The following is a 20,475-nucleotide window of genomic DNA, read 5'->3' on the forward strand; positions in this document are numbered from 1 at the left end:
ATAATTAGATATATAGGTATTTATAAGGAGGTAAGTTTGTTGGAGTTTATTGGGAATAGATATGAAATATTAAATGAAGAAGATTCTATAGAGTCTGATAAGATATATATAGCTAGAGATGTATATGAAAATAAAAAGGTGTTACTGAAGGTAATAAACCATAATAAGCATATCTCAGAAGATTTTATGTCTAACTTAATAGATGAGAGTACGATGCTTGGTGAGACGAACTCTCCTTACATCTTAAAAATATTAGATGTAGGTATGCATTGTACAGAAGAGTATACATTATACTATATAGTAAGTGAGTATACAGATGGAATTATTTTAAAAAATTTAATTTCAGGAAACTATCTTCATATAGAAGGGATAGTAAATATAAGCACTCAAATTGTAAAGGCTCTAGAGTTTGCCCATAACTACAACTTTTACCACGGTAGTCTTAGGACAGATAATATAATAGTTGATTCACAATACAGGGTTAAAGTATGTGATTTTGGGTTGGTAAAAGCTAACAAAGGTGTGTATCTAAGAAGTAGTGAGGATATAAGATATATGACACCTCATCAATTGTGCGTAGACTATACAGATAAAGAAAGTGACTTTTTTACTTTGGGAGTTATATTATTTGAAATGATATTTAAAAAATTTCCATTTGAAATATACAACAGCGAGAAAGAGATGTTAAAGTCAATAAATAAAGGAGTTTCATGGATAGATGCAGTGGCAGTAAATGGAAATGATGATATAATAAATGTAGCTAAAAAGCTTTTGGAAAGAACAGATAAATACTTAAGTACTCAGGAGATAATATTAGACCTTAGCAAAATAATGTACAATAAAGCTAATATAGATGATGAAGAAGAATCGGACTTGGATTTTGAGGACATAAGTAATAAAAAAGGTAGCTTAAGGAAAGGAATAATCGGAATTTCTTTATTAATATTGGTATCTATAATCATAACAGGATGTTTTATTATTTAACTTAAATAATAAAGCATCCTTTTATTTTGATATTTATTGATTAAAGCTATAGCAAATTAGAGGCTTATCAGAACTTTCTATGTGTATTAAGGAAAACATGACAAAATATTGACGGTGTAAAAGATTAGGGTTACACTATAAGCGCCATATCTAAAAATGTAGAAAGAGGGGTCAAAAGTATGTATTATGTAGGAATAGATATTGGATCGACAGCATCAAAAACAGTAATTTTTAAGGGAGATAAAATATTTAGTTATTTTGTAATACCTACAGGGTGGAGTAGTAAAGAAACAGCACAGAGTATAAAAGAAAAATTAAAAGAACAAGGAATAGATGTTATTAGAGAAGACGTGAGGGTAATCGCTACTGGATATGGAAGAATTTCTGTTGATTATGCAGACAAGGTAGTTACAGAAATTACTTGTCATGGAAAGGGCGGGAATTATTTTGCCAAAGGTGACTGTACCATAATTGACGTTGGAGGACAAGATACTAAGGTTATCACTGTTGAAAATGGTTTTGTAACTAGATTTTTAATGAATGACAAATGCTCAGCTGGAACGGGTAAGTTTATAGAGATTATGGCGAATCGTTTGGGGGTTGGACTTGGAGAAATATTTGACTTAGCCAAAGAGGGAGAACCGATTGGAATTAGTTCTATGTGTACTGTATTTGCTGAATCAGAGGTAATAAGTCATATTGGGCAAGGAAAAGAAAGAAGTGATATCGCTGCAGGGGTAGTTGAATCGGTAGTATCAAAAGTAACTCTTTTAGCTGATAGACATGGGGTGCAAGGGAAGTGTATTTTGACAGGAGGATTGAGCACAAGTGATTACTTTAGAAAAGAGCTTTCCAAAAAATTAGGTCAGGATGTCTACTCAGATGAATTAGGTAAATACGCTGGAGCATTAGGAGCAGCACTTATAGCATCTAATGTTAAAAAATAAAATAGATAAATTAAAATATATTATAAAAATAGATATATTAATAAAAATTAGGGGTGAATTAATATGAATCTTCCAGAAAATTTTAAAAATTATAGTGATGCAAGAAAATCTGGGTTTATAAAAATGAAGGAATTAAAAGAGAGTGGGAAAAAAGTCGTTGGCGTGTTTTGTACATATACTCCTTGGGAATTAGTCATGGCAGCTAAGGCAGTACCTGTAATCTTATGCGCATCTAGTGATGAGGCAATACCTGATGCAGAAAAGGTATTGCCTAAAAATTTATGTCCACTAATAAAAGCTAGCTATGGATTTGCAGTATCAGATAAATGTCCATATTTTTATTTTTCGGATATGATATTAGCTGAGACAACTTGTGATGGTAAAAAGAAAATGTATGAAATGTTAAATGAATTAAAGCACACTCATGTAATGCAATTGCCTCCTGGCAAGACAGGAGCTATGGCACTAGAAGCTTGGCATGGAGAAATGTATCGTCTAAAGGATGTATTAGAAGAACAACTAGGTGTAGAAATTACTAAAGAGGATATAAAAGAAGCTATTAAATTGAAAAATAGAGAACGTAAAGCTATGTTAGATTTTTTTGAAATAGGTAAGTTAAAGCCAACACCACTTTCTGGTTATGAGATAAACACTGTAGTAGATTCATCGACTTTTACTTTTGATATAGAGGAAAGAATAAAAGATATAGAAGAAAGAACAGTAGAGCTTAAAAGAGAATATGAGTTAAACTTTAAGGGAAAACCATCAAGACCTCGTGTACTTATTACAGGATGTCCTACAGGAGGGGTAAGAGAAAAAGTAATTAGACAGATTGAGGAGTTAGGAGCTGATATAGTTGGATTTGAAAACTGTTGTGGTCCAAGAGAAAAGAAAGATCCAGTAGATGAAAGTAAGGATCCAATGTTGGCACTAGCTGAAAAATACTTAAGAGTAAACTGTTCGGTTATGAGTCCTAATCCAGGTAGAATAGAGGCTATGAATGAAATGATTGATGATTATAAAGTTGATGGTGTTATAGAAGTAGTACTTCAGGCATGCCATACATTTGCTATAGAGTCTGACAGAGTTAAAAATTTTGTAACTAAGGAGAAAAAAATACCTTATATGTGCTTAGATACTGATTACTCTCAATCGGATTCAGGACAAATAAATACTAGAGTAAGTGCATTTATAGAAATGATGCAATAAAAAGTGTTAATATATAAGTAGTGTAATTAGTAAAAAATAATAAAAAGGAGGAGTACTATGTCTGAAGAAGTATTTTATGTAATTTCTTTTCAAACGACGAGTCATAGTATGCAGACAGAAAAAATGGCAAAAGAATTATTCGATGTAACTATGATACCAACTCCGAGAGATATTACAGCTAATTGTGGTTTATCTATAAGGTTTAATGAAAATAATCTAGAAAAAATTATAGAATTTCATGACTCTCTTAACATTCCTTGCGATTTGTATAGCCTAAGTTTGGAAGCTGTAGACGGAAAAAGAGAAGTTAAGAAGATAAAACCGGTATAGGGATTACAATAAAATTGATTTGTTGTAATAAGTAAATTTCAAGAATTTAGTGTAAAACAAAAAAAGATGATTCTAGTACTGAACTTAACTTTTGAGTCTCAGTAAAAAGAGTCATCTTTTTATTGATTCTACTACAATCATTAAAGTAATAGATATTAATCTTCTCTAGCAGTTTTTTGATCGTTTGCTAGGTTATGTTTTTTAACTGAAGTTTTAGTACTATATTTAGGTTCATTTTGAGAAGCTATTTTAGCATTTACTTCTGTGTTATTAGCTCCATTTATACCTAATTCTCTGGCGATTTCTAGTTTGTTTTCTTGATATTCCTTCATTTTTTGAGTACTTTTTTTAGGTTTGTTATTCATAATTACTCTCCTTTATATTTATTTATACATAATTATTATTTCACTATTTAAAATTAAAATTCTCATATAAAATAAATACAGGGTTTGTTAATTAGTAAATAACCATTCCGCCATTAGGGCTAATAACCTGTCCAGTTATAAAGTCTGAGCTTTCTGATGCTAAGAAAAGTGCTACATTTGCTATGTCATCAGGAGTGCCCAGTCTCATTAAAGGTGTTTCTTCTTTTAGAACATCTAATGTATAATTATCTACCGAGCCAATCATGTCTGTTTGTATTACTCCGGGTGCGATACAGTTTACTTGTATATTTGATGGACCTACTTCTTTTGCAAGAGCTTTTGTCATACCTATTATAGCTGCTTTTGATGTAGAGTAATGAACTTCACAAGACCCACCAACTATGCCCCAAATAGATGACATATTTATTATTTTTCCACTTTTTTGGGAGATCATATATTGAAGGCATTTTTGTGTACAATAAAATACACCGTTTAAATTTATTCCCATCATTTGATCCCACTGTTCATCTGTTATATCTGTAAATAATGCATCTGTGCTTATACCTGCATTATTGATCAATACATCTATACGCTCAAATTCTCCGATACAATAATTTATCATAGCGTTTACTTCATTTCTTTTGGAAACATCAGCCTTAAACAACCTCACAGATAGACCCTGTTGTTTTAAATTATTAAATAATTCAACGGCTTCTCTTTCTGATTTGTTATAGTTTATTACTGTATGATATCCTTTTTTGGCAAATAGAGTGGCAGTTGCTTTTCCTATTCCCCTAGATGCACCTGTAATTAATACTACTTTATTTTCCATAAATACTCTCCTTGAACTTTATTAATTTATTACTATTATTATTTTCATATAAAATCTATTTTACAAAATTTAATTATATACTACTTCTAAAGTTTATTCACTATATGGATTGTATTTTGAATATTAGTATAGGTAAATATATAGATTTTAGATTTTTATAAGGTATATAAATAAGAAAAAAATGAAAACTAAAAATATATGACTATACAATTTGGAGGGTGGTAAACTTAGAGTATGGATTGTAAGTGGAAATCAAATCAAAACAAAAAATGTAGTAGAGAGGCAGACAACTCAGGATATTGTATATTCCACAAAAGGAACAAAACTAAAGAAGAAAACAATCTATTAATAAAGACTATAATAACAGAAAAAATAAGTGATTTTAGTGGATTTATCATAGAAGAAGATTTTGTTGCAAAAAATATATTAAATTATGAATATAAAAGTTTAAATTTTTCTGAAGTTGAATTTTTAAAGAGCGCAATATTTGATGAATATAAGTTCAGAGCTGATGTATTTTTTAACTATACGAACTTTAAAGAAACGGTAAGCTTTAGAGACTCTGTATTTTTAGAGAATTGTAATTTTTATAAAACTATTTTTGATGAAGAATATGTAAATAAAAAGATTTTTGAAAGATTAAAATTTAAAGGGCAAAATTTAATTGTAAATAAGGTAGAGAATTTACCTAGATTAGATGGAGCGGTATTTAGTCAATGTAGCAAAGTTATAATAAGGGATATAGTTTATTTAAAAAAAGGGTATTTGGCTGGCAAAATAAACTATAGAATAGCGAGAATACAGGCAAAAAAAATAGGTGATTATGAGAGTATTGGGTATTACTACTATAAAGAAAGAACTTATGGGACAAAAGTAATGAAAAAAGACGATTACCCTACTTATAATGAGTATTTGTCTGCTAGATTTTTTGATATTTTATCCAAATACACAATAGGCTATGGAGAGAGGCCATGGAATATTTTGATTATAACAATAATAATTATAAGTGTTTTTGCGTTTTTTTATATGTTTACAGAAATAAATAAAATTTTCAGCTATAATCCAAAAGAAATAATAAAAATATATATGGATTTCTGGTATTTTAGTATGGTGACTTTTGCAACAGTAGGATATGGAGATATAGTTGTTGGAACAATATTAGGGAAAATACTGGTAAGTATAGAAGTGTTTTTAGGAGTAACAGTAGCAGCAACATGGGCTTCGGTTGTCATAAAAAGGATGATTAGGTGAGTAGTAAATAATTACTAGATATAAAATTCGGTTATAAAGGGAAAAGTTTATATATACTTATTAATCCAAGAAGGTGAGAGGTTTGACAATGAGACAAAAGAAAAGATTTATACTTGCTATTGTACTAATAATTATAAGTTCCAATATATCATATGCTAAGCCTCAGGATATAGACAAATATTCTAAGGCATCTATACTTATAGACCAAGATACAAGTAGAGTTTTATTTGAGAAAAATCCAGATAAAAAATTACCTCTTGCGAGTTTAAGCAAAATGATGACTTTTTTACTTGCTATAGAGGCTATAGAAAATAAGCAGGTAAGTGAGAATGATATAATAAAGATAGACAAGTCTATCGCATCAGTGAGAGGTTCTAGTTATAAGTTAAAAGAAGGAGAAAAGGTTCCTCTAATAGATCTTATGAGGGGGCTAATGATAGTGTCGGGAAATGATGCCGCAGTGGCTATAGCTAGACACATAGCTAAAGACGATGAAAAATTTGTGAATTTAATGAATAAGAAAGCTAAAGAAATAGGCATGATAAATACGCACTTTGTAAATGCTAACGGGCTTCCTATCTATGATTTAAGTAAACCTAAGAACCCTCCAAAAGAGAATATATCGACGGCTAGGGACATAGCTATTCTTGGGAAGTATATGTTTGATAACTATGAAAAAGAAGTAACAGCAATAACTGATATGACAACATATTCAAATAAAGATAGAGGGTTTGAAAAAAACAATACAAATGCGCTTCTTAGAATAATACCAAATGTAGACGGTATAAAAACTGGTTATACAGGAAATGCGGGATACTGTCTATCTTTTTCTATGAAAGTAGACAAAGACCAAAATAACCAAAGAAGTAGAAGACTAATAGGTGTTGTATTAGGAACTAATCATAAAAATAAAAGGTTGGCATCATCTCTTTCTATGCTTAAATATGGAAAAGAAAATTTCCGTACAGAGAGAGTAATGAAAAAAGATCAACTAGTAGGTAAAAAGTATATAAAAGGAATAGATGAATTAGAAGTAACATTAAAATCAAATGATGATTTATATACTGTTATAGGAAATGAAGAAGGAATAAACTCTCAAGTAACATTTAAAGAGATAAGCTATCCTGTAAAAAAAGGCGATGTCTTGGGTGTAGTGAAATACTATACAGACAGTGGAGAAATATTGGGAAATGTAAATATAGTAAGTGAGAATAATGTAGATAAAGCATCGCTTAAGACAAAAATAAAAATGATATTTTCAAATTAACCCTTTATAAAATGTATACAATAAGTAAAAAAGGAAAAAATTATAATATATAATGTATGAAAAGAATAAAAAATATTGTAAATTTTATACCTCTATGATATACTACTAGAGGTGAAAAATAAAATAATCACACACAGCATTGGGATCCTTAAAAGGTGCCTAATCTTAAATTTGATAGGTTTTTTAGGGAGTAGATCAAGCTGGAGGTATAAAACCAAGGAGGTAAACATGTCAGTTATATCAATGAAACAATTATTAGAAGCTGGTGTTCATTTCGGACATCAAACAAGAAGATGGAATCCTAAGATGGCTCAGTATATATTTACTGAAAGAAACGGAATATACATCATAGACTTACAAAAAACAGTTAAAAAGGTTGAAGAAGCTTACAAGTTCACTAAAGAAGTAGCTGAAACTGGAAAGCCAATCTTATTCGTAGGTACTAAGAAACAAGCTCAAGAAGCTATAAAAGAAGAAGCTGAAAGATGTGGAATGTACTACGTAAATGAAAGATGGTTAGGTGGAATGTTAACAAACCACAAAACTATACAAACAAGAATCAAGAAATTAAGAGAATTAGAAAAAATGGAAGAAGAAGGAGTATTCAATGTTCTTCCTAAGAAAGAAGTTATAAAATTAAGAGCTGAAAAAGAAAAATTAGAAAAATACTTAAACGGAATAAAAGATATGCCTGAATTACCAGGTGCTATATTTGTTGTAGACCCAAGAAAAGAAAACATAGCTATACAAGAAGCACATAGATTAGGAATTCCTGTAGTAGGAATAGTTGATACTAACTGTGACCCAGAACAATTAGATTTCGCTATACCAGGAAATGATGATGCTATAAGAGCTGTAAAATTAATAACAGGTGCTATGGCAACAGCAGTAATAGAAGGTAGACAAGGTGCTGAAGAAGAAGTAGCTGAGGACCAAGAATAATAACAACTAAATGGTAAGGGGCCCCCTTACCATTAATAATATCTAAGTAATAGTATGTAGGGAGGAACTTTAATATGGCTAATATAACTGCTCAAATGGTAAAAGAGTTAAGAGAAAGTACAGGCGCTGGAATGATGGATTGCAAGAAAGCTTTAGTTGAAGCTGAAGCAGACATGGAAAGAGCTGTAGATATATTAAGAGAAAAAGGATTATCTAAAGCTGCTAAGAAAGCTGACAGAGTTGCAGCTGAAGGATTAGTTGCTATAGAAATAAATGATGACGCTACTTGTGCTGCTATGGTAGAAGTAAACTCAGAAACAGATTTCGTTGCAAAAAACGAAGACTTCAAAATTTTTGTTAAAGATGCTGCTATGATGGCTTTATCAACTGATAAAGAAGATGTTGAAGGATTATTATCAGAAACTCATGCTGAAGGAATATCTTTACAAGAAGTTTTAAATAATAGAGTTGCAAAAATCGGAGAAAAATTAGATTTTAGAAGATTTACTAAAATATCAACTAATGGACAAGTTGCAGGATACATACACGGAGCTGGAAAAATAGGTGTTTTAGTAGAAATGGAAACAGAAGCTAGAAGTCCAGAAGTTTTAGCTATGGGTAAAGACGTAGCTATGCAAGTTGCAGCTATGAACCCTAAATATGTTTCTAGAGATGAAGTAGATGAAGAATACATAGCTCATGAAAAAGAAATATTAAAGCAACAAGCTTTAAACGAAGGAAAACCAGCTAACATAGTAGAAAAAATGATAATCGGTAGATTAGACAAACAATTAAAGGAAGTTTGCTTATTAGAACAAACTTTTGTTAAAAATCCAGATATAACAGTTAAACAATTAGTTGAGGACGTAGCTAAAAAAGTAGGTTCTGAAATAAAAGTTTCTAGAGTTGTAAGATTCGAAGTTGGTGAAGGTATAGAAAAGAGAGAAGAAAACTTTGCAGAAGAAGTTGCTAAGCAACTTAAGTAATAACCAAAAAGAGAACACTTGCGTGTTCTCTTTTTTAAAAAAGGTATATAATATAGTTAGATAGATATGTAATTCAATAGGAGGATTTCTAATGAGTAAGCCAATGTACAAAAGAGTATTATTAAAGCTTAGTGGAGAAGCATTAGCAGGAGAAAAGGGTTTTGGTATAAATAATGATGTTGTAAATGATATTGCTATTGCTATAAAAGAAATACAGGAGATAGGTGTTGAAGTAGCTGTAGTTGTAGGAGGCGGTAATTTCTGGAGAGGTAGAACTAGTGAAGGAATGGATAGGACTACTGCTGACTATATAGGAATGTTAGCTACAGTAATGAATTCTATGGCTCTACAAGATGCATTAGAAAATATAGGTGTTGCAACTAGAGTTCAAACTGCTATAGAGATGAGACAGGTAGCAGAACCTTATATAAGAAGGAGAGCGGTTAGACACTTAGAAAAAGAAAGAGTTGTTATATTTGGTGCTGGAACTGGAAATCCCTATTTTTCAACTGATACAACTGCTGCACTTCGTGCTGCAGAAATGGAAGCCGAAGTTATATTATTAGCTAAAAATGTTGATGCTGTATATGATAAGGATCCAAAGGTACATCAAGACGCTAAGAAATTTACTGAGTTAAGTTATATGGAAGTTATACAAAAGGAATTAAAAGTTATGGATTCTACAGCAACTTCTTTATGTATGGATAACAGAATACCTATAAAGGTGTTTAAACTTACTACAGAGAATATAATAAGAGCAGTAATGGGCGAAAATATAGGTACCATAGTAAAATAATATAAATTAATAAAGGAGGAGAATAAATATGAAAACAGTATATAAGCAATTAGAAGGCAAAATGGAAAAGACGATAGAAGCTCTTAAATACGAGTTCACAACAATAAGGACAGGAAGAGCTAATGCTCAAATGCTAGATAAAGTAAGAGTTGACTATTATGGAACTCCAACTCCAATAAATCAAGTAGGTGCAATATCTGTACCAGAACCTAGAACTTTAATGATAAGTCCTTGGGACAAAAGTGCTATGACTGAGATAGAAAAAGCTATAAGAAACTCAGACTTAGGATTGAACCCAACAAATGATGGTCAAGTTATAAGAATATCTGTACCAGCATTAACAGAAGAAAGAAGAAAAGAGTTAGTTAAAAGAGCTCATAAGGTATCAGAAGAATTTAAGGTTAGATTAAGAAATGAGAGAAGAGATGCCAACGATACTCTAAAGAAAATGGAAAAAGATGGGGAAATAACTGCTGATGAACTAAAAAAAGGCCAAGATGAAGTTCAAAAAATAACTGATAAGTTTATAAAAAATATAGAAACATTATTAGCTACTAAAGAAAAGGATATAATGGAAATATAGTGCTAGATAAATATTATAAACTTTTAGGCCTTCATATAAATGATGTAAAAGAATATTTTGACAAGAAAAATATTAATTATACTATTAAAACTATTGAAGGAAAGAAGAATAAAGAAAATTTATTAGTTCCTAGAGCGATAAAAATATCTGAAATAGATAATAGTGTAGAGATAGTAATCACATACTTTTCTGACTCCTTAGACTAAGGAGTCAGAATGATATTGGAGGCGAATATGAATAATAATTTGATTTATGACATAGATTTAAGTAAAATACCTAAACATATAGCAATTATAATGGATGGAAATGGCAGATGGGCTAAGTCTAGGTTTCTTCCAAGAGCCGCTGGTCACAAAGCTGGAGTGGAAACTATAAGGGAAATAGTTAAAGAGGCATCTAGATTGGGTATAAAGCATTTGACACTGTATGCTTTTTCCACTGAAAATTGGAAAAGACCTAAACCTGAAGTCGATACACTTATGAAATTATTATCTATGTACTTACAAAATGAAGTAAATGAACTACATAAAAACAATGTAAAATTGACAGCGATAGGTATAACTAAAGAGTTGCCATCAATATGTATAGAAAAATTAAATTACGCAGAGGAATTAACAAAAAATAATGCAGGCATTAATTTAAATTTAGCATTGAATTATGGTGGTAGAGCGGATATAAAAAATGCTTTTATAGATATACTAAAAGACTATAAAAGTGGGAAAATAGATATAAATGATATAGATGAGGGTATTATAAAAAATTATTTAAGCACAAAGTCTATTCCGGACCCAGAATTGGTTATAAGGACTAGTGGTGAGCAGAGACTCAGCAATTTTTTACTTTGGGAAGTTGCTTATTCTGAGTTTTATTACACAGATATACACTGGCCAGACTTCAATAAAGAAGAGTTACAAAAGGCCTTATTTGTTTATCAAAACAGAGATAGAAGGTTTGGAGGACTTAAATAAGGAGAATATTTTATGCTTACAAGAATTATTGCTTCGATAGCGTTATTTCCATTATTTCTATTTGTTGTATATGGAGGTGTACCTTTATATATAGCACAAATGGTGATAGTATCTATTGCACTAAATGAGTTTTATAAAGCGTTTAAGGCTAAGGATATACACCCAATATTTTTTATAGGATATGTATTTTCTGCATATTTAGCAGTAAAAAATACCTTTAAGCTCCCAATAGAATATACATATGTCATGATTTTTATTTTATTCTTAATAAGCATAGTATATATATTAAGGCTAAAGAAGAATGTTATAGATGTAGCTATTACTTTTTTAGGTATTTTTTATATAGGTATTTTTTTAGATTTTATAGTTATTACTATAAATAACTTTGATTTAGGTAAGATTTATGTATGGCTTGTATTTATAATATCTTTTATGACAGATATATTTGCTTATTTCAGTGGATATTTATTTGGAAAACACAAATTAATTCCTAATGTAAGCCCTAAAAAGACTATAGAAGGGGCTGTAGGAGGAGTACTTGGAAGTACATGTTGTTGTATATTATTTGGAAATTATTTTGGATTAGATTTGATAAATATGGCTATAATAGGTAGTGTTGGAAGTGTAATAGCTCAGTTTGGAGATTTATTTGCTTCCTCAATAAAAAGATATGTAGGTATAAAAGATTATGGAAAATTAATACCAGGTCATGGCGGTATATTAGATAGATTTGATAGTGTTATATTAGTAGCACCGTTCGTTTACAACGCAATTAACTTTTTTATCAACTAGCTTCAGTTAAACTGAAGCTTTAATTGTTTTTAGGATTGCTTACTTTAATAACATGAATTTTTTGTGAATAAGGTAAATAATAGTTTTAATAGTGGTATAATACCGTTATATGAAAATTATTATTAGAAAGGAAAAAGATATGAAGAATATATCAATCTTAGGTTCTACAGGTTCTGTTGGTAAACAGACATTAGATGTAGTTAGAGAACATAGAGATGAGTTTAAAATAATAGCTATATCAGCAAATAGCAATATAAATCTTTTGCTCGATCAGATAAAGGAATTTAGGCCTAAGTATGTTGCGGTTTTTGATAAGAATAGTGCCAATAAATTAAAAGGCATGATACCAAGCGATATAAATATAGAGGTTTTGGCTGGTATGGAAGGGCTAGAGATTATATCATCATTAGATGAGGTAGATATACTTCTAACGGCAGTTGTAGGTATGATAGGTCTAATACCAACACTAGCAGCTATAAGAAAGGGAAAAACTATAGCCCTTGCAAATAAGGAAACCTTAGTTACAGCAGGAAAACTAGTAATGAAAGAAGCTAAAATTTACGGTTCAAAAATAATCCCAGTAGATAGTGAGCATAGTGCTATATTTCAATGTCTAAATGGAGAAAATAATAGAAAGCTAGAAAAGTTAATTTTGACGGCTTCAGGTGGGCCATTTAGGGGTAAGAAAAAAGAAGAGCTTTTAAATATGACTCAAAGAGAAGCCCTAAAACACCCTAACTGGAGTATGGGCAAAAAAATAAGTATAGACTCATCAACTCTTATGAATAAAGGGCTAGAGGTCATAGAGGCAAAATGGTTGTTTGATGTAGATTATAAAGATATAGATGTTGTAATACATCCACAAAGTATAGTTCACTCAATGGTTCAGTTTATAGATAGTTCTATAATTGCTCAAATGGGATGTCCAGATATGAGATTGCCTATACAGTATGCACTATCTTTTCCAAACAGAATAGATAGTAGCTTTGAAAGATTGGATTTTTCAAAGTTTTCTACTTTGACTTTTGAAAAGCCAGATTTAGAAACATTTCCTTGCCTAAAACTAGCATATGAATGCCTGAAAATGGGTGGGACTTATAGTGCAGCATTAAATTCAGCTAATGAAGTTTTAGTAAATGAATTTCTAAATGATACAATTAAATTTTATGACATACCATATTACATAGAAAAAACTTTAGAGGCTCACAATAGTATAGATAATCCGACATTAGAGGAGATATTAGATATTGATAGATGGGCTAGAGAATTCATTAAGAAATCTATATAATTAGGAGGTTGGAATAATGACGATAATAGTAGCGTTAATACTATTTGGGATAATTATATTAATACATGAACTTGGTCATTTTATTTTTGCTAAAAGAAGCGGAATTAAAGTACATGAATTTGCAATTGGAATGGGCCCGAAGATATTTAGTATAAAAAAGGATACGGAATATTCTATAAGATTATTACCATTAGGTGGTTTTATAAGTATGGAAGGTGAGGATGAAGCCTCAAATGACCCAAGGGCTTTTAGCAATAAGCGCTTATCACAGAGGGCGGCCACAATATTTGCAGGACCTCTTTTTAACATAATATTTGCCATTATAATTTTGATCCCTGTATTTTTATATTCAGGATTCCCTACAACGACATTGGCTGATACTATAGATGGTGGAGCTGCAAAGGCAGCTGGAATAAAAGCAGGGGACACAATACAGGCAATAAATGGTATTGAAGTTAGCAGTTGGGAAGAGATAACGTCTATAATAAATTCGTCTGAGGGTGAAAAATTAGATATTACTATAAATAGAGATAAGCAAACAAAGGAAATCAGTGTTACACCTCAAAAAGGTGAAAATGGATATGTTATTGGTATACAAACAAAAGTAGATAAAAGCTTTATTGGTTCTATAAAGGCAGCTGTACAGATAAATATAACTATGATGGTTCAGATGTTTAAGTTTTTAGGTCAATTAGTTACTGGAACGGTTCCTGGTGGAATTTCAAACTCTGTGGCAGGTCCTGTAGGTGTAATTGGAATGGTTTCTAATGCAGCTAAAACAGGATTTATAAATGTAATGTATTTTGCATCAATGATAAGTTTAAATCTAGGTATAATAAACTTATTGCCTATACCAGCTCTTGATGGATCTAGGTTAGCTTTAATAGGCTTGGAGGCAATAAGAGGAGGCAAAAAACTTGACCCTAATAAAGAGGCAACTGTTCATGCTGTAGGATTTTTGGCTTTAATGGCATTTATGCTATTTATAACATATAAGGACATTTTAAGATTGATTTAATTAAAGTATTTTACGATCAAATACTTTAGGGAGTAAAGTAGAGGTGGTATTATGAGTTACAAAAGAAGATACAGTAAAGAGGTATGTGTAGGAAATGTAAAAATAGGAGGTAATAATCCTATTAGTGTACAGTCGATGACAAATACAGATACGAGAGATGCAAATGCTACTATAAGCCAAATAAAGAGGCTAGAAGATGTAGGTTGTGAAATTGTAAGAGTAGCAGTCCCAGATATGCAAGCAGCTAAAAACATAGGTGAAATAAAATCAAAGGTAAATATACCTATTATAGCTGATATACATTTTGATTATAGATTAGCTCTTGAAGCTATAGAACAAGGTGTAGATGGAGTTAGAATTAATCCGGGTAATATAGGAAGCATAGATAAAGTAAAAATGGTAGTTGAAAAATGCAAAGAAAAAAATCTAAAAATAAGAATAGGTGTAAATGGAGGATCTTTAGAAAAAGAACTCTTACAAAAGTATGGCTCAGCAACAGCAGAAGCTTTAGTCGAAAGTGCGCTGGGGCATGTGAAGATTCTTGAAGACTTAGATTTTTATAACATAGTTATATCTTTAAAATCATCAGATATATATAAAACTGTAGAGGCTTATGAACTTATCTCTAAAAAGGTAGATTATCCGCTTCATATAGGTATAACAGAATCTGGAAGTATAAAAAAAGGAACAATAAAATCATCTATAGGGGTAGGAACATTACTTCTTAATGGTATAGGAGATACAATAAGAATATCTCTTACAGGAGATCCTACAGAAGAAGTTATAGTAGGCAAAGAAATACTTAGAAGCCTTAATTTATTAAATGATAAGATAAAGGTGATTTCTTGTCCAACTTGTGGAAGATGTAATATAGATCTAATAAGTGTAGTAAATGAAGTAGAAGAAAAAATCGGCAACATTGATAAAGATGTAACTATAGCGATTATGGGCTGTGCAGTAAATGGACCAGGAGAGGCTAGAGAGGCTGATTTAGGAATTGCCGGTGGAAAAGGTGAAGGAATCCTATTTAAAAAGGGTGAAATCATCCGAAAAATCAAAGGTGATAGATTAGTAGAAGAACTTTTAGATGAAATAAAATCGTTGTAATAAAAAAAGGATAGGATTCTATCCTTTTTTTATACATTGAATTATATATAAAATATAATCTCTTTTATTTAATTGATTTTTTAGTATATAAAAAGGATTTTTCCATAGAAAACTAAAATTAATGTATAATTATTTATATAAGGACAAATGAGATATAATCTTGTCTGTATAATAGTTAAATAATATATTAGGGAGGTTACTATACGAGGCTATAGTATGAATATTTTATTATGTTTAAATTTGATGTATCAAACGAATTAATGTGTATTGCAAAGGGAAACGGAAGATTTTATGCCAAAAAGGGAGCTATGGTAGCGTTTAAAGGCAACTTTAGATTTGAAAAACTGATATTAGGTCCTAGTAACGGTGGAGGGATAGGTAAGGCTCTTTTAGGATATGCTCAAAGGGCGTTAACTGGTGAACAGATGCCTATTATGGTAGTTGAAGGATCTGGGGAAGTTTATCTAGCTCAAAATGCTTATCATGTAGATGTTATATCTATAGATCCTGGAGATTCTATAAGTGTTGAAAGTGAAAATTTGCTTGCATTTTCTGAACAGTTAGAGTACAAGGTTAAGTTTATTGGATCAGGTGTTTTGTCCCAAAAAGGTCTGTTTATCACATATTTAGAAAATAGGACAAACCAAGTTCAGGATATAGCAATAATAACTGATGGAAATCCATTAGTCTTAGAGGGACCATGCTGTGTTGATCCAGACGCTTTAGTTGCATGGACTGGAAGAGAACCATATCCTAAGGTGGCAGAACTATCTTGGAAAACCTTTATAGGTCAAACATCGGGAGAATCCTATCACTTAGAGTTTGTTGAAAGTGGGCAAATTGTTATAATACAGCCATCGGAAAGATTGTCTGGACTAGGTACAAACTCTACTCCAAACAATAGGATACATTCAGGCGGAGTGAGATTAGGAATAGATTAATATATCCATATTAATATTTTATGATGTATAGTAAATCATATTCATTTTTAGAGTGTTGATAAGTATAATTTCTATATATGCATTAAAAAATATTAGTTAAATGTTTTAGATAGAAAAATTTTCTACTATATATAATAAAAGGGCATAGGTATGGAGTGAAACTCTGTATTTATGGCCTTTTTGATTTTATACAAAATCAAAGTTTTATATGTTTATTTGTTAAAATAAAAACTATATAAAGGTAAAATAATAAAAATATAGAGTTTAGAAATAATAAAAAAGTATGTCTAATAATATTATAGATAAAAAACATTAAATATTAATTTATTTGAGACTTTAGATAAGATATAAGAGATATAGTGTATAAGTTTAGGCTAAAAAATTAATAATAATATATAGAATCATTAATAATATATAAAACAGGAGGCCAATATGAAAAGAAAATTAGTCTTATTAAGTATGATATTAGGAGTTTCATTAGGAGCAGTTGCTTGTTCAAATAATAACCCTAAACCTGATGAAAATGCAAGTAATAATCAAAGCGAAGTCGATAAAAAACCTGACGCTTACACAGAAAATTACTCAAAAAACTACAAGGAGTATTTAGCAGGTCTAGATGAATATTCAATATATAATATACCTGAAAGTGTAAACAAAGCATACGATGGAAAAGAATATCCAGGAAACGAAAAATATTTAGAAGAGGTAAAAACAACTTATAAAGACAGCAGAGAGAAGGTACAATCATTTGTAAATTCTCTAAAGAATGATATCAAAATAGAAGATCAAGAGTTAAATAAAATGAACAAAGATCTAATAGCAGAAGGTGAAAAACTAATCGGTGAATTAGATACTAAAATAAAAAGATTAGATGAAATTCCTAAAGAAAGATTAAAAGATGAGAAAAATGACTTTATGAATGCAGTAAACGATGCTACTAAAGTAGACAAGGATACTAGAAGCGATTTTAATAAAATGATAGATGGTATGAATAAAAGACTAGGTATAGATAGCAAAATTTAGAAAATAATAAAAAAAGTAATAAAAAGAGTTGACAAAATATATTAATCAATATATGATTATAGCATAGCAAGGAAAATTAAAATTAAATTAAAATTAAAATTAAATAATCTCTTATCGAGAGCGGTGGAGGGACTGGCCCTGTGAAACCCGGCAACCAGTATATTTTTATATACAATGGTGCTAAATCCTGCAACTAGAAATAGTTGAAAGATGAGTATAAATAGCTTAATAAAAGCCTGAGTTTATACTCAGGCTTTTATTAATTTTAATAAAAAATAAATACTTGAGTCGGAGGGAGATTGAATGATAAGTATTAAAAATGTTAATAAGTTTTATGGAGAAATGCAGGTCTTAAAAAATGTAAATTTAGAAATCAAAAAAGGCGAAATATTTGGAATAATCGGTCATAGTGGAGCGGGCAAGTCGACACTACTTAGATGTATAAATAGGCTTGAAGAGTATCAAGAAGGTAGCATTTTAGTTGAAGATCAAGAAGTTAAAAAGTTAGATGAGAACGAATTGAGAAACTTAAGAAAAGAACTAGGTATGATATTTCAACATTTTTCTCTCCTTGAAAGAAAGACAGTGTTTGAGAACATAGCATTGCCACTAGAGTGTTTTGGATACTCTAAGAGTTATATACAAAAAAGAGTAGATGAACTTTTAGATTTAGTGGGAATAAGTGATAAAAAAAATCAAAAGCCAAGAAATTTAAGTGGGGGTCAAAAACAAAGAATAGCAATAGCTAGGGCATTGGCTTTAAACCCAAAGGTATTGCTTTGTGATGAGGCAACATCAGCTTTAGACCCAAATACAACAAAATCTATACTATCGCTACTACAGGATATAAATAAAAAACTTGGAATAACTATAATAATGGTTACTCATCAAATGGAAGTTATAAAACAAATATGCACTAGAATAGCAATAATGGAAGGGGGAGAAGTCTTAGAAGTTGGAGATACAGAAGAAATATTTTTAAAAAATACAAAAGGTCTTAGAAAATTAATAGGAGAAGAAAATATAATTCTACCTAAAGGAACAAATATAAAAATATTATTCCCTAAGGAAATATCTAACAAAAATATTATAACTACGATGTCAAGGGAATTAGATATAGATTTTTCTATTGTATTTGGAAGACTAGAGAAATTTAAAGAAGATGTACTGGGATCATTGATAATAAATATGAAAGATGAGAACGCTGAGAAAGTTAAGAAATACTTAGAAAATAAGGGTATAAGATGGGAGGAGATAATAAATGACTAGCTTAGTAGATTTTATAAGCAATATGTTAATAAAGTCTCTTTTGGAGACTATATACATGATTATAGTACCGACGATATTAGCAACAATAATAGGATTCATATTGGCAATTATATTAGTAGTTACTAAAGAAGATGGGCTAAAACCAAACAAAAATATAAACTCTTTATTAGGATTTATAGTAAACACACTCAGAAGTTTTCCTTTTATTATACTTATTATTGCATTAATACCGATGACAAGATTTATAGTTGGAACAAGTATTGGAGAAACGGCAGCAATAGTGCCAATAACTATAGGATCGGCTCCCTTTATAGCCAGAGTTATAGAGGGATCATTAAATGAAGTTGACAAAGGCTTGATAGAGGCAGCAAAGTCATTTGGTGCTACAAAAAAACAAATTGTATTTAAAGTTATGATAAAAGAAGCTATGCCATCTATAGTATCTGGGATTACTCTTTCAGTAATATCAATACTAGGTTATACGGCTATGGCAGGAGCTGTTGGGGCAGGAGGACTTGGAAATATTGCCCTTACTTATGGTCATCAGAGGTTCGATACAGCTGTGATGGTGTATACAGTAATCACTCTCATAATAATTGTCCAGATAATCCAAGGACTTGGAAATTTGGCATATAAAAAATTAAAGTAGTTAAAATAATTAAAAAATTTAAATAAAAATTATAAATTAGAAGGGGGAAAAATAAATGAAACTAAAAAAAATATTATCACTAGCTTTAGCTGTAGGAATATCAGTATCAACAATAGGATGCTCTAGAGGAGGAGATGAAAAAACAATAAAGGTAGGAGCTTCTTCAAGTCCACATGCAGAAATATTAGAGGTTATAAAGCCACAGTTAGAAAAAGAAGGATATAAGTTGGAGATAGAAGTATTTGATGATTATGTACTTCCAAACACTGCACTAAGTGAAGGATCTCTTGATGCGAACTTCTTCCAACACGTTCCTTATTTAGAAGAAACTATAAAAGAAAAGGGTTATAAACTGACTTATACAGAGAAAATACACATAGAGCCAATGGGATTATATACAGATAAGTTAAAATCAATAGATCAATTAAAGAATGGAGCAACAATAGCCATACCAAATGATGCAACTAATGGAGCAAGAGCACTTAAGTTATTAGCAGATAACAATATAATAAAAGTAAAAGATGGAGAGCTTATAACTGCTAAGGATATAACTGAAAATCCTAAGAATATAAATATAAAGGCAATGAATTCAGAACAATTACCATCAACATTAAAGGATGTAGATGCAGCAGTAATAAATACAAATTATGCGATAAGTTCAAAATTAAATCCTAAAAAAGATACAATAGCAATAGAGTCAGTAGATTCTCCTTATGCAAATATATTGGCATGTAGAGAAGATAATAAAGATAGTGAAAAATTAAAGGCACTATCAAAGGCATTGACTAGCGATGAAGTAAAAGAATTTATAGAAAAAAAATATAATGGAAGTATAATTCCAGCATTCTAATTAAATATTATTTATAGATGATATAGAGGGAAGTAAGCCTAAATTCAAGGTTTGCTTCCTTTTTATAATGTATACAAA

General features: G+C 30.4%; 23 protein-coding genes and 1 riboswitch. Of the genes, 21 read left to right on the forward strand and 2 right to left on the reverse strand.

The genetic code is table 11. The features are described from left to right. The first annotated feature begins 39 nt into the window (after positions 1-39). The 4 genes from BUB34_RS08180 (at position 40) to BUB34_RS08195 (ending at position 3,470) form a co-directional block, all read left to right on the forward strand. On the forward strand, positions 40-984 hold the full coding sequence (locus BUB34_RS08180) for a protein kinase domain-containing protein (RefSeq protein WP_084120303.1): 945 nt from the start codon (positions 40-42) through the stop codon (positions 982-984). Positions 985-1,163: 179 nt separating this feature from the next. Then, complete coding sequence (locus tag BUB34_RS08185; RefSeq protein ID WP_073126329.1) at positions 1,164-1,931, forward strand: acyl-CoA dehydratase activase; 768 nt, start codon at positions 1,164-1,166, stop codon at positions 1,929-1,931. A 63-nt stretch (positions 1,932-1,994) separates the two neighbouring features. Then, complete coding sequence (locus tag BUB34_RS08190) at positions 1,995-3,140, forward strand: double-cubane-cluster-containing anaerobic reductase (protein ID WP_073126331.1); 1,146 nt, start codon at positions 1,995-1,997, stop codon at positions 3,138-3,140. Between the two features lie 57 nt (positions 3,141-3,197). Further along, positions 3,198-3,470, forward strand: a complete 273-nt coding sequence (locus tag BUB34_RS08195) for a DUF3343 domain-containing protein (protein WP_073126333.1) — start codon at positions 3,198-3,200, stop codon at positions 3,468-3,470. 155 nt (positions 3,471-3,625) lie between these two features. Here the strand turns inward: BUB34_RS08195 and BUB34_RS08200 are convergent, their stop codons facing one another. Together BUB34_RS08200 and ymfI are read right to left on the reverse strand one after the other, a co-directional pair. After that, positions 3,626-3,835 (reverse strand): hypothetical protein, encoded by a 210-nt coding sequence (locus tag BUB34_RS08200; RefSeq protein WP_073126334.1) that lies wholly within the window; start codon positions 3,833-3,835, stop codon positions 3,626-3,628. 91 nt (positions 3,836-3,926) lie between these two features. Continuing rightward, a complete protein-coding gene (gene ymfI, locus BUB34_RS08205) occupies positions 3,927-4,667 on the reverse strand; it encodes an elongation factor P 5-aminopentanone reductase (protein ID WP_073126336.1) in 741 nt (246 codons plus the stop codon). A gap of 234 nt (positions 4,668-4,901) precedes the next feature. On the opposite strand from ymfI, the gene BUB34_RS08210 reads away from it, so the two are divergent. The 17 genes from BUB34_RS08210 (at position 4,902) to BUB34_RS08290 (ending at position 20,397) form a co-directional block, all read left to right on the forward strand. Continuing rightward, positions 4,902-5,918, forward strand: coding sequence for a potassium channel family protein (locus tag BUB34_RS08210; protein ID WP_073126338.1), 1,017 nt, complete (start codon positions 4,902-4,904; stop codon positions 5,916-5,918). A gap of 88 nt (positions 5,919-6,006) precedes the next feature. After that, a complete protein-coding gene (locus BUB34_RS08215; RefSeq protein WP_073126340.1) occupies positions 6,007-7,185 on the forward strand; it encodes a D-alanyl-D-alanine carboxypeptidase family protein in 1,179 nt (392 codons plus the stop codon). Between the two features lie 228 nt (positions 7,186-7,413). Continuing rightward, positions 7,414-8,127 carry a 30S ribosomal protein S2 gene (gene rpsB / locus BUB34_RS08220; RefSeq protein ID WP_073126342.1) on the forward strand — a complete coding sequence of 238 codons (714 nt, stop codon included), beginning with the start codon at positions 7,414-7,416 and terminating at the stop codon, positions 8,125-8,127. 74 nt (positions 8,128-8,201) lie between these two features. Further along, entirely contained in the window at positions 8,202-9,113 is a 912-nt protein-coding gene (gene tsf / locus BUB34_RS08225; protein WP_073126343.1) for a translation elongation factor Ts, read from the forward strand. Between the two features lie 91 nt (positions 9,114-9,204). Continuing rightward, a complete protein-coding gene (gene pyrH / locus BUB34_RS08230) occupies positions 9,205-9,909 on the forward strand; it encodes a UMP kinase (RefSeq protein WP_073126345.1) in 705 nt (234 codons plus the stop codon). Between the two features lie 28 nt (positions 9,910-9,937). Then, positions 9,938-10,492, forward strand: a complete 555-nt coding sequence (gene frr, locus BUB34_RS08235; RefSeq protein WP_073126347.1) for a ribosome recycling factor — start codon at positions 9,938-9,940, stop codon at positions 10,490-10,492. Further along, entirely contained in the window at positions 10,492-10,698 is a 207-nt protein-coding gene (locus tag BUB34_RS08240; RefSeq protein WP_073126349.1) for a hypothetical protein, read from the forward strand. Before frr ends, BUB34_RS08240 begins: the two co-directional genes overlap by 1 nt. 27 nt (positions 10,699-10,725) lie before the next feature. Beyond that, entirely contained in the window at positions 10,726-11,460 is a 735-nt protein-coding gene (locus tag BUB34_RS08245) for an isoprenyl transferase (RefSeq protein WP_073126351.1), read from the forward strand. Between the two features lie 12 nt (positions 11,461-11,472). Further along, positions 11,473-12,252, forward strand: a complete 780-nt coding sequence (locus BUB34_RS08250; RefSeq protein WP_073126353.1) for a phosphatidate cytidylyltransferase — start codon at positions 11,473-11,475, stop codon at positions 12,250-12,252. Between the two features lie 139 nt (positions 12,253-12,391). Continuing rightward, on the forward strand, positions 12,392-13,540 hold the full coding sequence (locus BUB34_RS08255) for a 1-deoxy-D-xylulose-5-phosphate reductoisomerase (protein WP_084120307.1): 1,149 nt from the start codon (positions 12,392-12,394) through the stop codon (positions 13,538-13,540). Positions 13,541-13,556: 16 nt separating this feature from the next. Beyond that, positions 13,557-14,558, forward strand: coding sequence for an RIP metalloprotease RseP (gene rseP / locus BUB34_RS08260; protein WP_073126355.1), 1,002 nt, complete (start codon positions 13,557-13,559; stop codon positions 14,556-14,558). 51 nt (positions 14,559-14,609) lie between these two features. Next, positions 14,610-15,665, forward strand: coding sequence for a flavodoxin-dependent (E)-4-hydroxy-3-methylbut-2-enyl-diphosphate synthase (ispG, locus tag BUB34_RS08265; RefSeq protein WP_073126357.1), 1,056 nt, complete (start codon positions 14,610-14,612; stop codon positions 15,663-15,665). A gap of 230 nt (positions 15,666-15,895) precedes the next feature. Continuing rightward, positions 15,896-16,606: an AIM24 family protein gene (locus tag BUB34_RS08270; RefSeq protein ID WP_073126359.1), complete on the forward strand. Its 711-nt coding sequence runs from the start codon at positions 15,896-15,898 to the stop codon at positions 16,604-16,606. Positions 16,607-17,038: 432 nt separating this feature from the next. After that, positions 17,039-17,629 carry a peptide chain release factor 1 gene (locus BUB34_RS08275; protein WP_073126361.1) on the forward strand — a complete coding sequence of 197 codons (591 nt, stop codon included), beginning with the start codon at positions 17,039-17,041 and terminating at the stop codon, positions 17,627-17,629. A 108-nt stretch (positions 17,630-17,737) separates the two neighbouring features. Beyond that, a riboswitch (SAM riboswitch) is annotated at positions 17,738-17,846 on the forward strand. A gap of 86 nt (positions 17,847-17,932) precedes the next feature. Next, positions 17,933-18,898 (forward strand): methionine ABC transporter ATP-binding protein, encoded by a 966-nt coding sequence (locus tag BUB34_RS08280; RefSeq protein ID WP_073126364.1) that lies wholly within the window; start codon positions 17,933-17,935, stop codon positions 18,896-18,898. Next, the gene (locus tag BUB34_RS08285) at positions 18,891-19,547 is read left to right on the forward strand and encodes a methionine ABC transporter permease (protein ID WP_073126366.1); all 657 of its coding nucleotides are present in this window, start codon (positions 18,891-18,893) and stop codon (positions 19,545-19,547) included. Before BUB34_RS08280 ends, BUB34_RS08285 begins: the two co-directional genes overlap by 8 nt. Before the next feature lie 55 nt (positions 19,548-19,602). Next, positions 19,603-20,397 (forward strand): MetQ/NlpA family ABC transporter substrate-binding protein, encoded by a 795-nt coding sequence (locus tag BUB34_RS08290; RefSeq protein WP_073126368.1) that lies wholly within the window; start codon positions 19,603-19,605, stop codon positions 20,395-20,397. The last annotated feature ends 78 nt before the right edge of the window (positions 20,398-20,475 follow it).

It is taken from the genome of Asaccharospora irregularis DSM 2635 (genome assembly GCF_900129815.1).
GTDB lineage: Bacteria > Bacillota > Clostridia > Peptostreptococcales > Peptostreptococcaceae > Asaccharospora > Asaccharospora irregularis.

Bases quoted from the DNA above. Each gene is read 5' to 3' on its own strand.
- BUB34_RS08245 (WP_073126351.1), top strand. From the start codon at position 10,726: ATGAATAATAATTTGATTTATGACATAGATTTAAGTAAAATACCTAAA.
- BUB34_RS08210 (WP_073126338.1), top strand. From the start codon at position 4,902: ATGGATTGTAAGTGGAAATCAAATCAAAACAAAAAATGTAGTAGAGAG.
- rpsB (WP_073126342.1), top strand. From the start codon at position 7,414: ATGTCAGTTATATCAATGAAACAATTATTAGAAGCTGGTGTTCATTTC.
- BUB34_RS08280 (WP_073126364.1), top strand. From the start codon at position 17,933: ATGATAAGTATTAAAAATGTTAATAAGTTTTATGGAGAAATGCAGGTC.
- BUB34_RS08290 (WP_073126368.1), top strand. From the start codon at position 19,603: ATGAAACTAAAAAAAATATTATCACTAGCTTTAGCTGTAGGAATATCA.
- BUB34_RS08190 (WP_073126331.1), top strand. From the start codon at position 1,995: ATGAATCTTCCAGAAAATTTTAAAAATTATAGTGATGCAAGAAAATCT.
- ispG (WP_073126357.1), top strand. From the start codon at position 14,610: ATGAGTTACAAAAGAAGATACAGTAAAGAGGTATGTGTAGGAAATGTA.
- BUB34_RS08250 (WP_073126353.1), top strand. From the start codon at position 11,473: ATGCTTACAAGAATTATTGCTTCGATAGCGTTATTTCCATTATTTCTA.
- BUB34_RS08275 (WP_073126361.1), top strand. From the start codon at position 17,039: ATGAAAAGAAAATTAGTCTTATTAAGTATGATATTAGGAGTTTCATTA.
- BUB34_RS08195 (WP_073126333.1), top strand. From the start codon at position 3,198: ATGTCTGAAGAAGTATTTTATGTAATTTCTTTTCAAACGACGAGTCAT.
- BUB34_RS08215 (WP_073126340.1), top strand. From the start codon at position 6,007: ATGAGACAAAAGAAAAGATTTATACTTGCTATTGTACTAATAATTATA.
- tsf (WP_073126343.1), top strand. From the start codon at position 8,202: ATGGCTAATATAACTGCTCAAATGGTAAAAGAGTTAAGAGAAAGTACA.
- BUB34_RS08200 (WP_073126334.1), bottom strand. From the start codon at position 3,835: ATGAATAACAAACCTAAAAAAAGTACTCAAAAAATGAAGGAATATCAA.
- rseP (WP_073126355.1), top strand. From the start codon at position 13,557: ATGACGATAATAGTAGCGTTAATACTATTTGGGATAATTATATTAATA.
- pyrH (WP_073126345.1), top strand. From the start codon at position 9,205: ATGAGTAAGCCAATGTACAAAAGAGTATTATTAAAGCTTAGTGGAGAA.
- BUB34_RS08255 (WP_084120307.1), top strand. From the start codon at position 12,392: ATGAAGAATATATCAATCTTAGGTTCTACAGGTTCTGTTGGTAAACAG.
- ymfI (WP_073126336.1), bottom strand. From the start codon at position 4,667: ATGGAAAATAAAGTAGTATTAATTACAGGTGCATCTAGGGGAATAGGA.
- BUB34_RS08285 (WP_073126366.1), top strand. From the start codon at position 18,891: ATGACTAGCTTAGTAGATTTTATAAGCAATATGTTAATAAAGTCTCTT.
- frr (WP_073126347.1), top strand. From the start codon at position 9,938: ATGAAAACAGTATATAAGCAATTAGAAGGCAAAATGGAAAAGACGATA.
- BUB34_RS08185 (WP_073126329.1), top strand. From the start codon at position 1,164: ATGTATTATGTAGGAATAGATATTGGATCGACAGCATCAAAAACAGTA.
- BUB34_RS08270 (WP_073126359.1), top strand. From the start codon at position 15,896: ATGTTTAAATTTGATGTATCAAACGAATTAATGTGTATTGCAAAGGGA.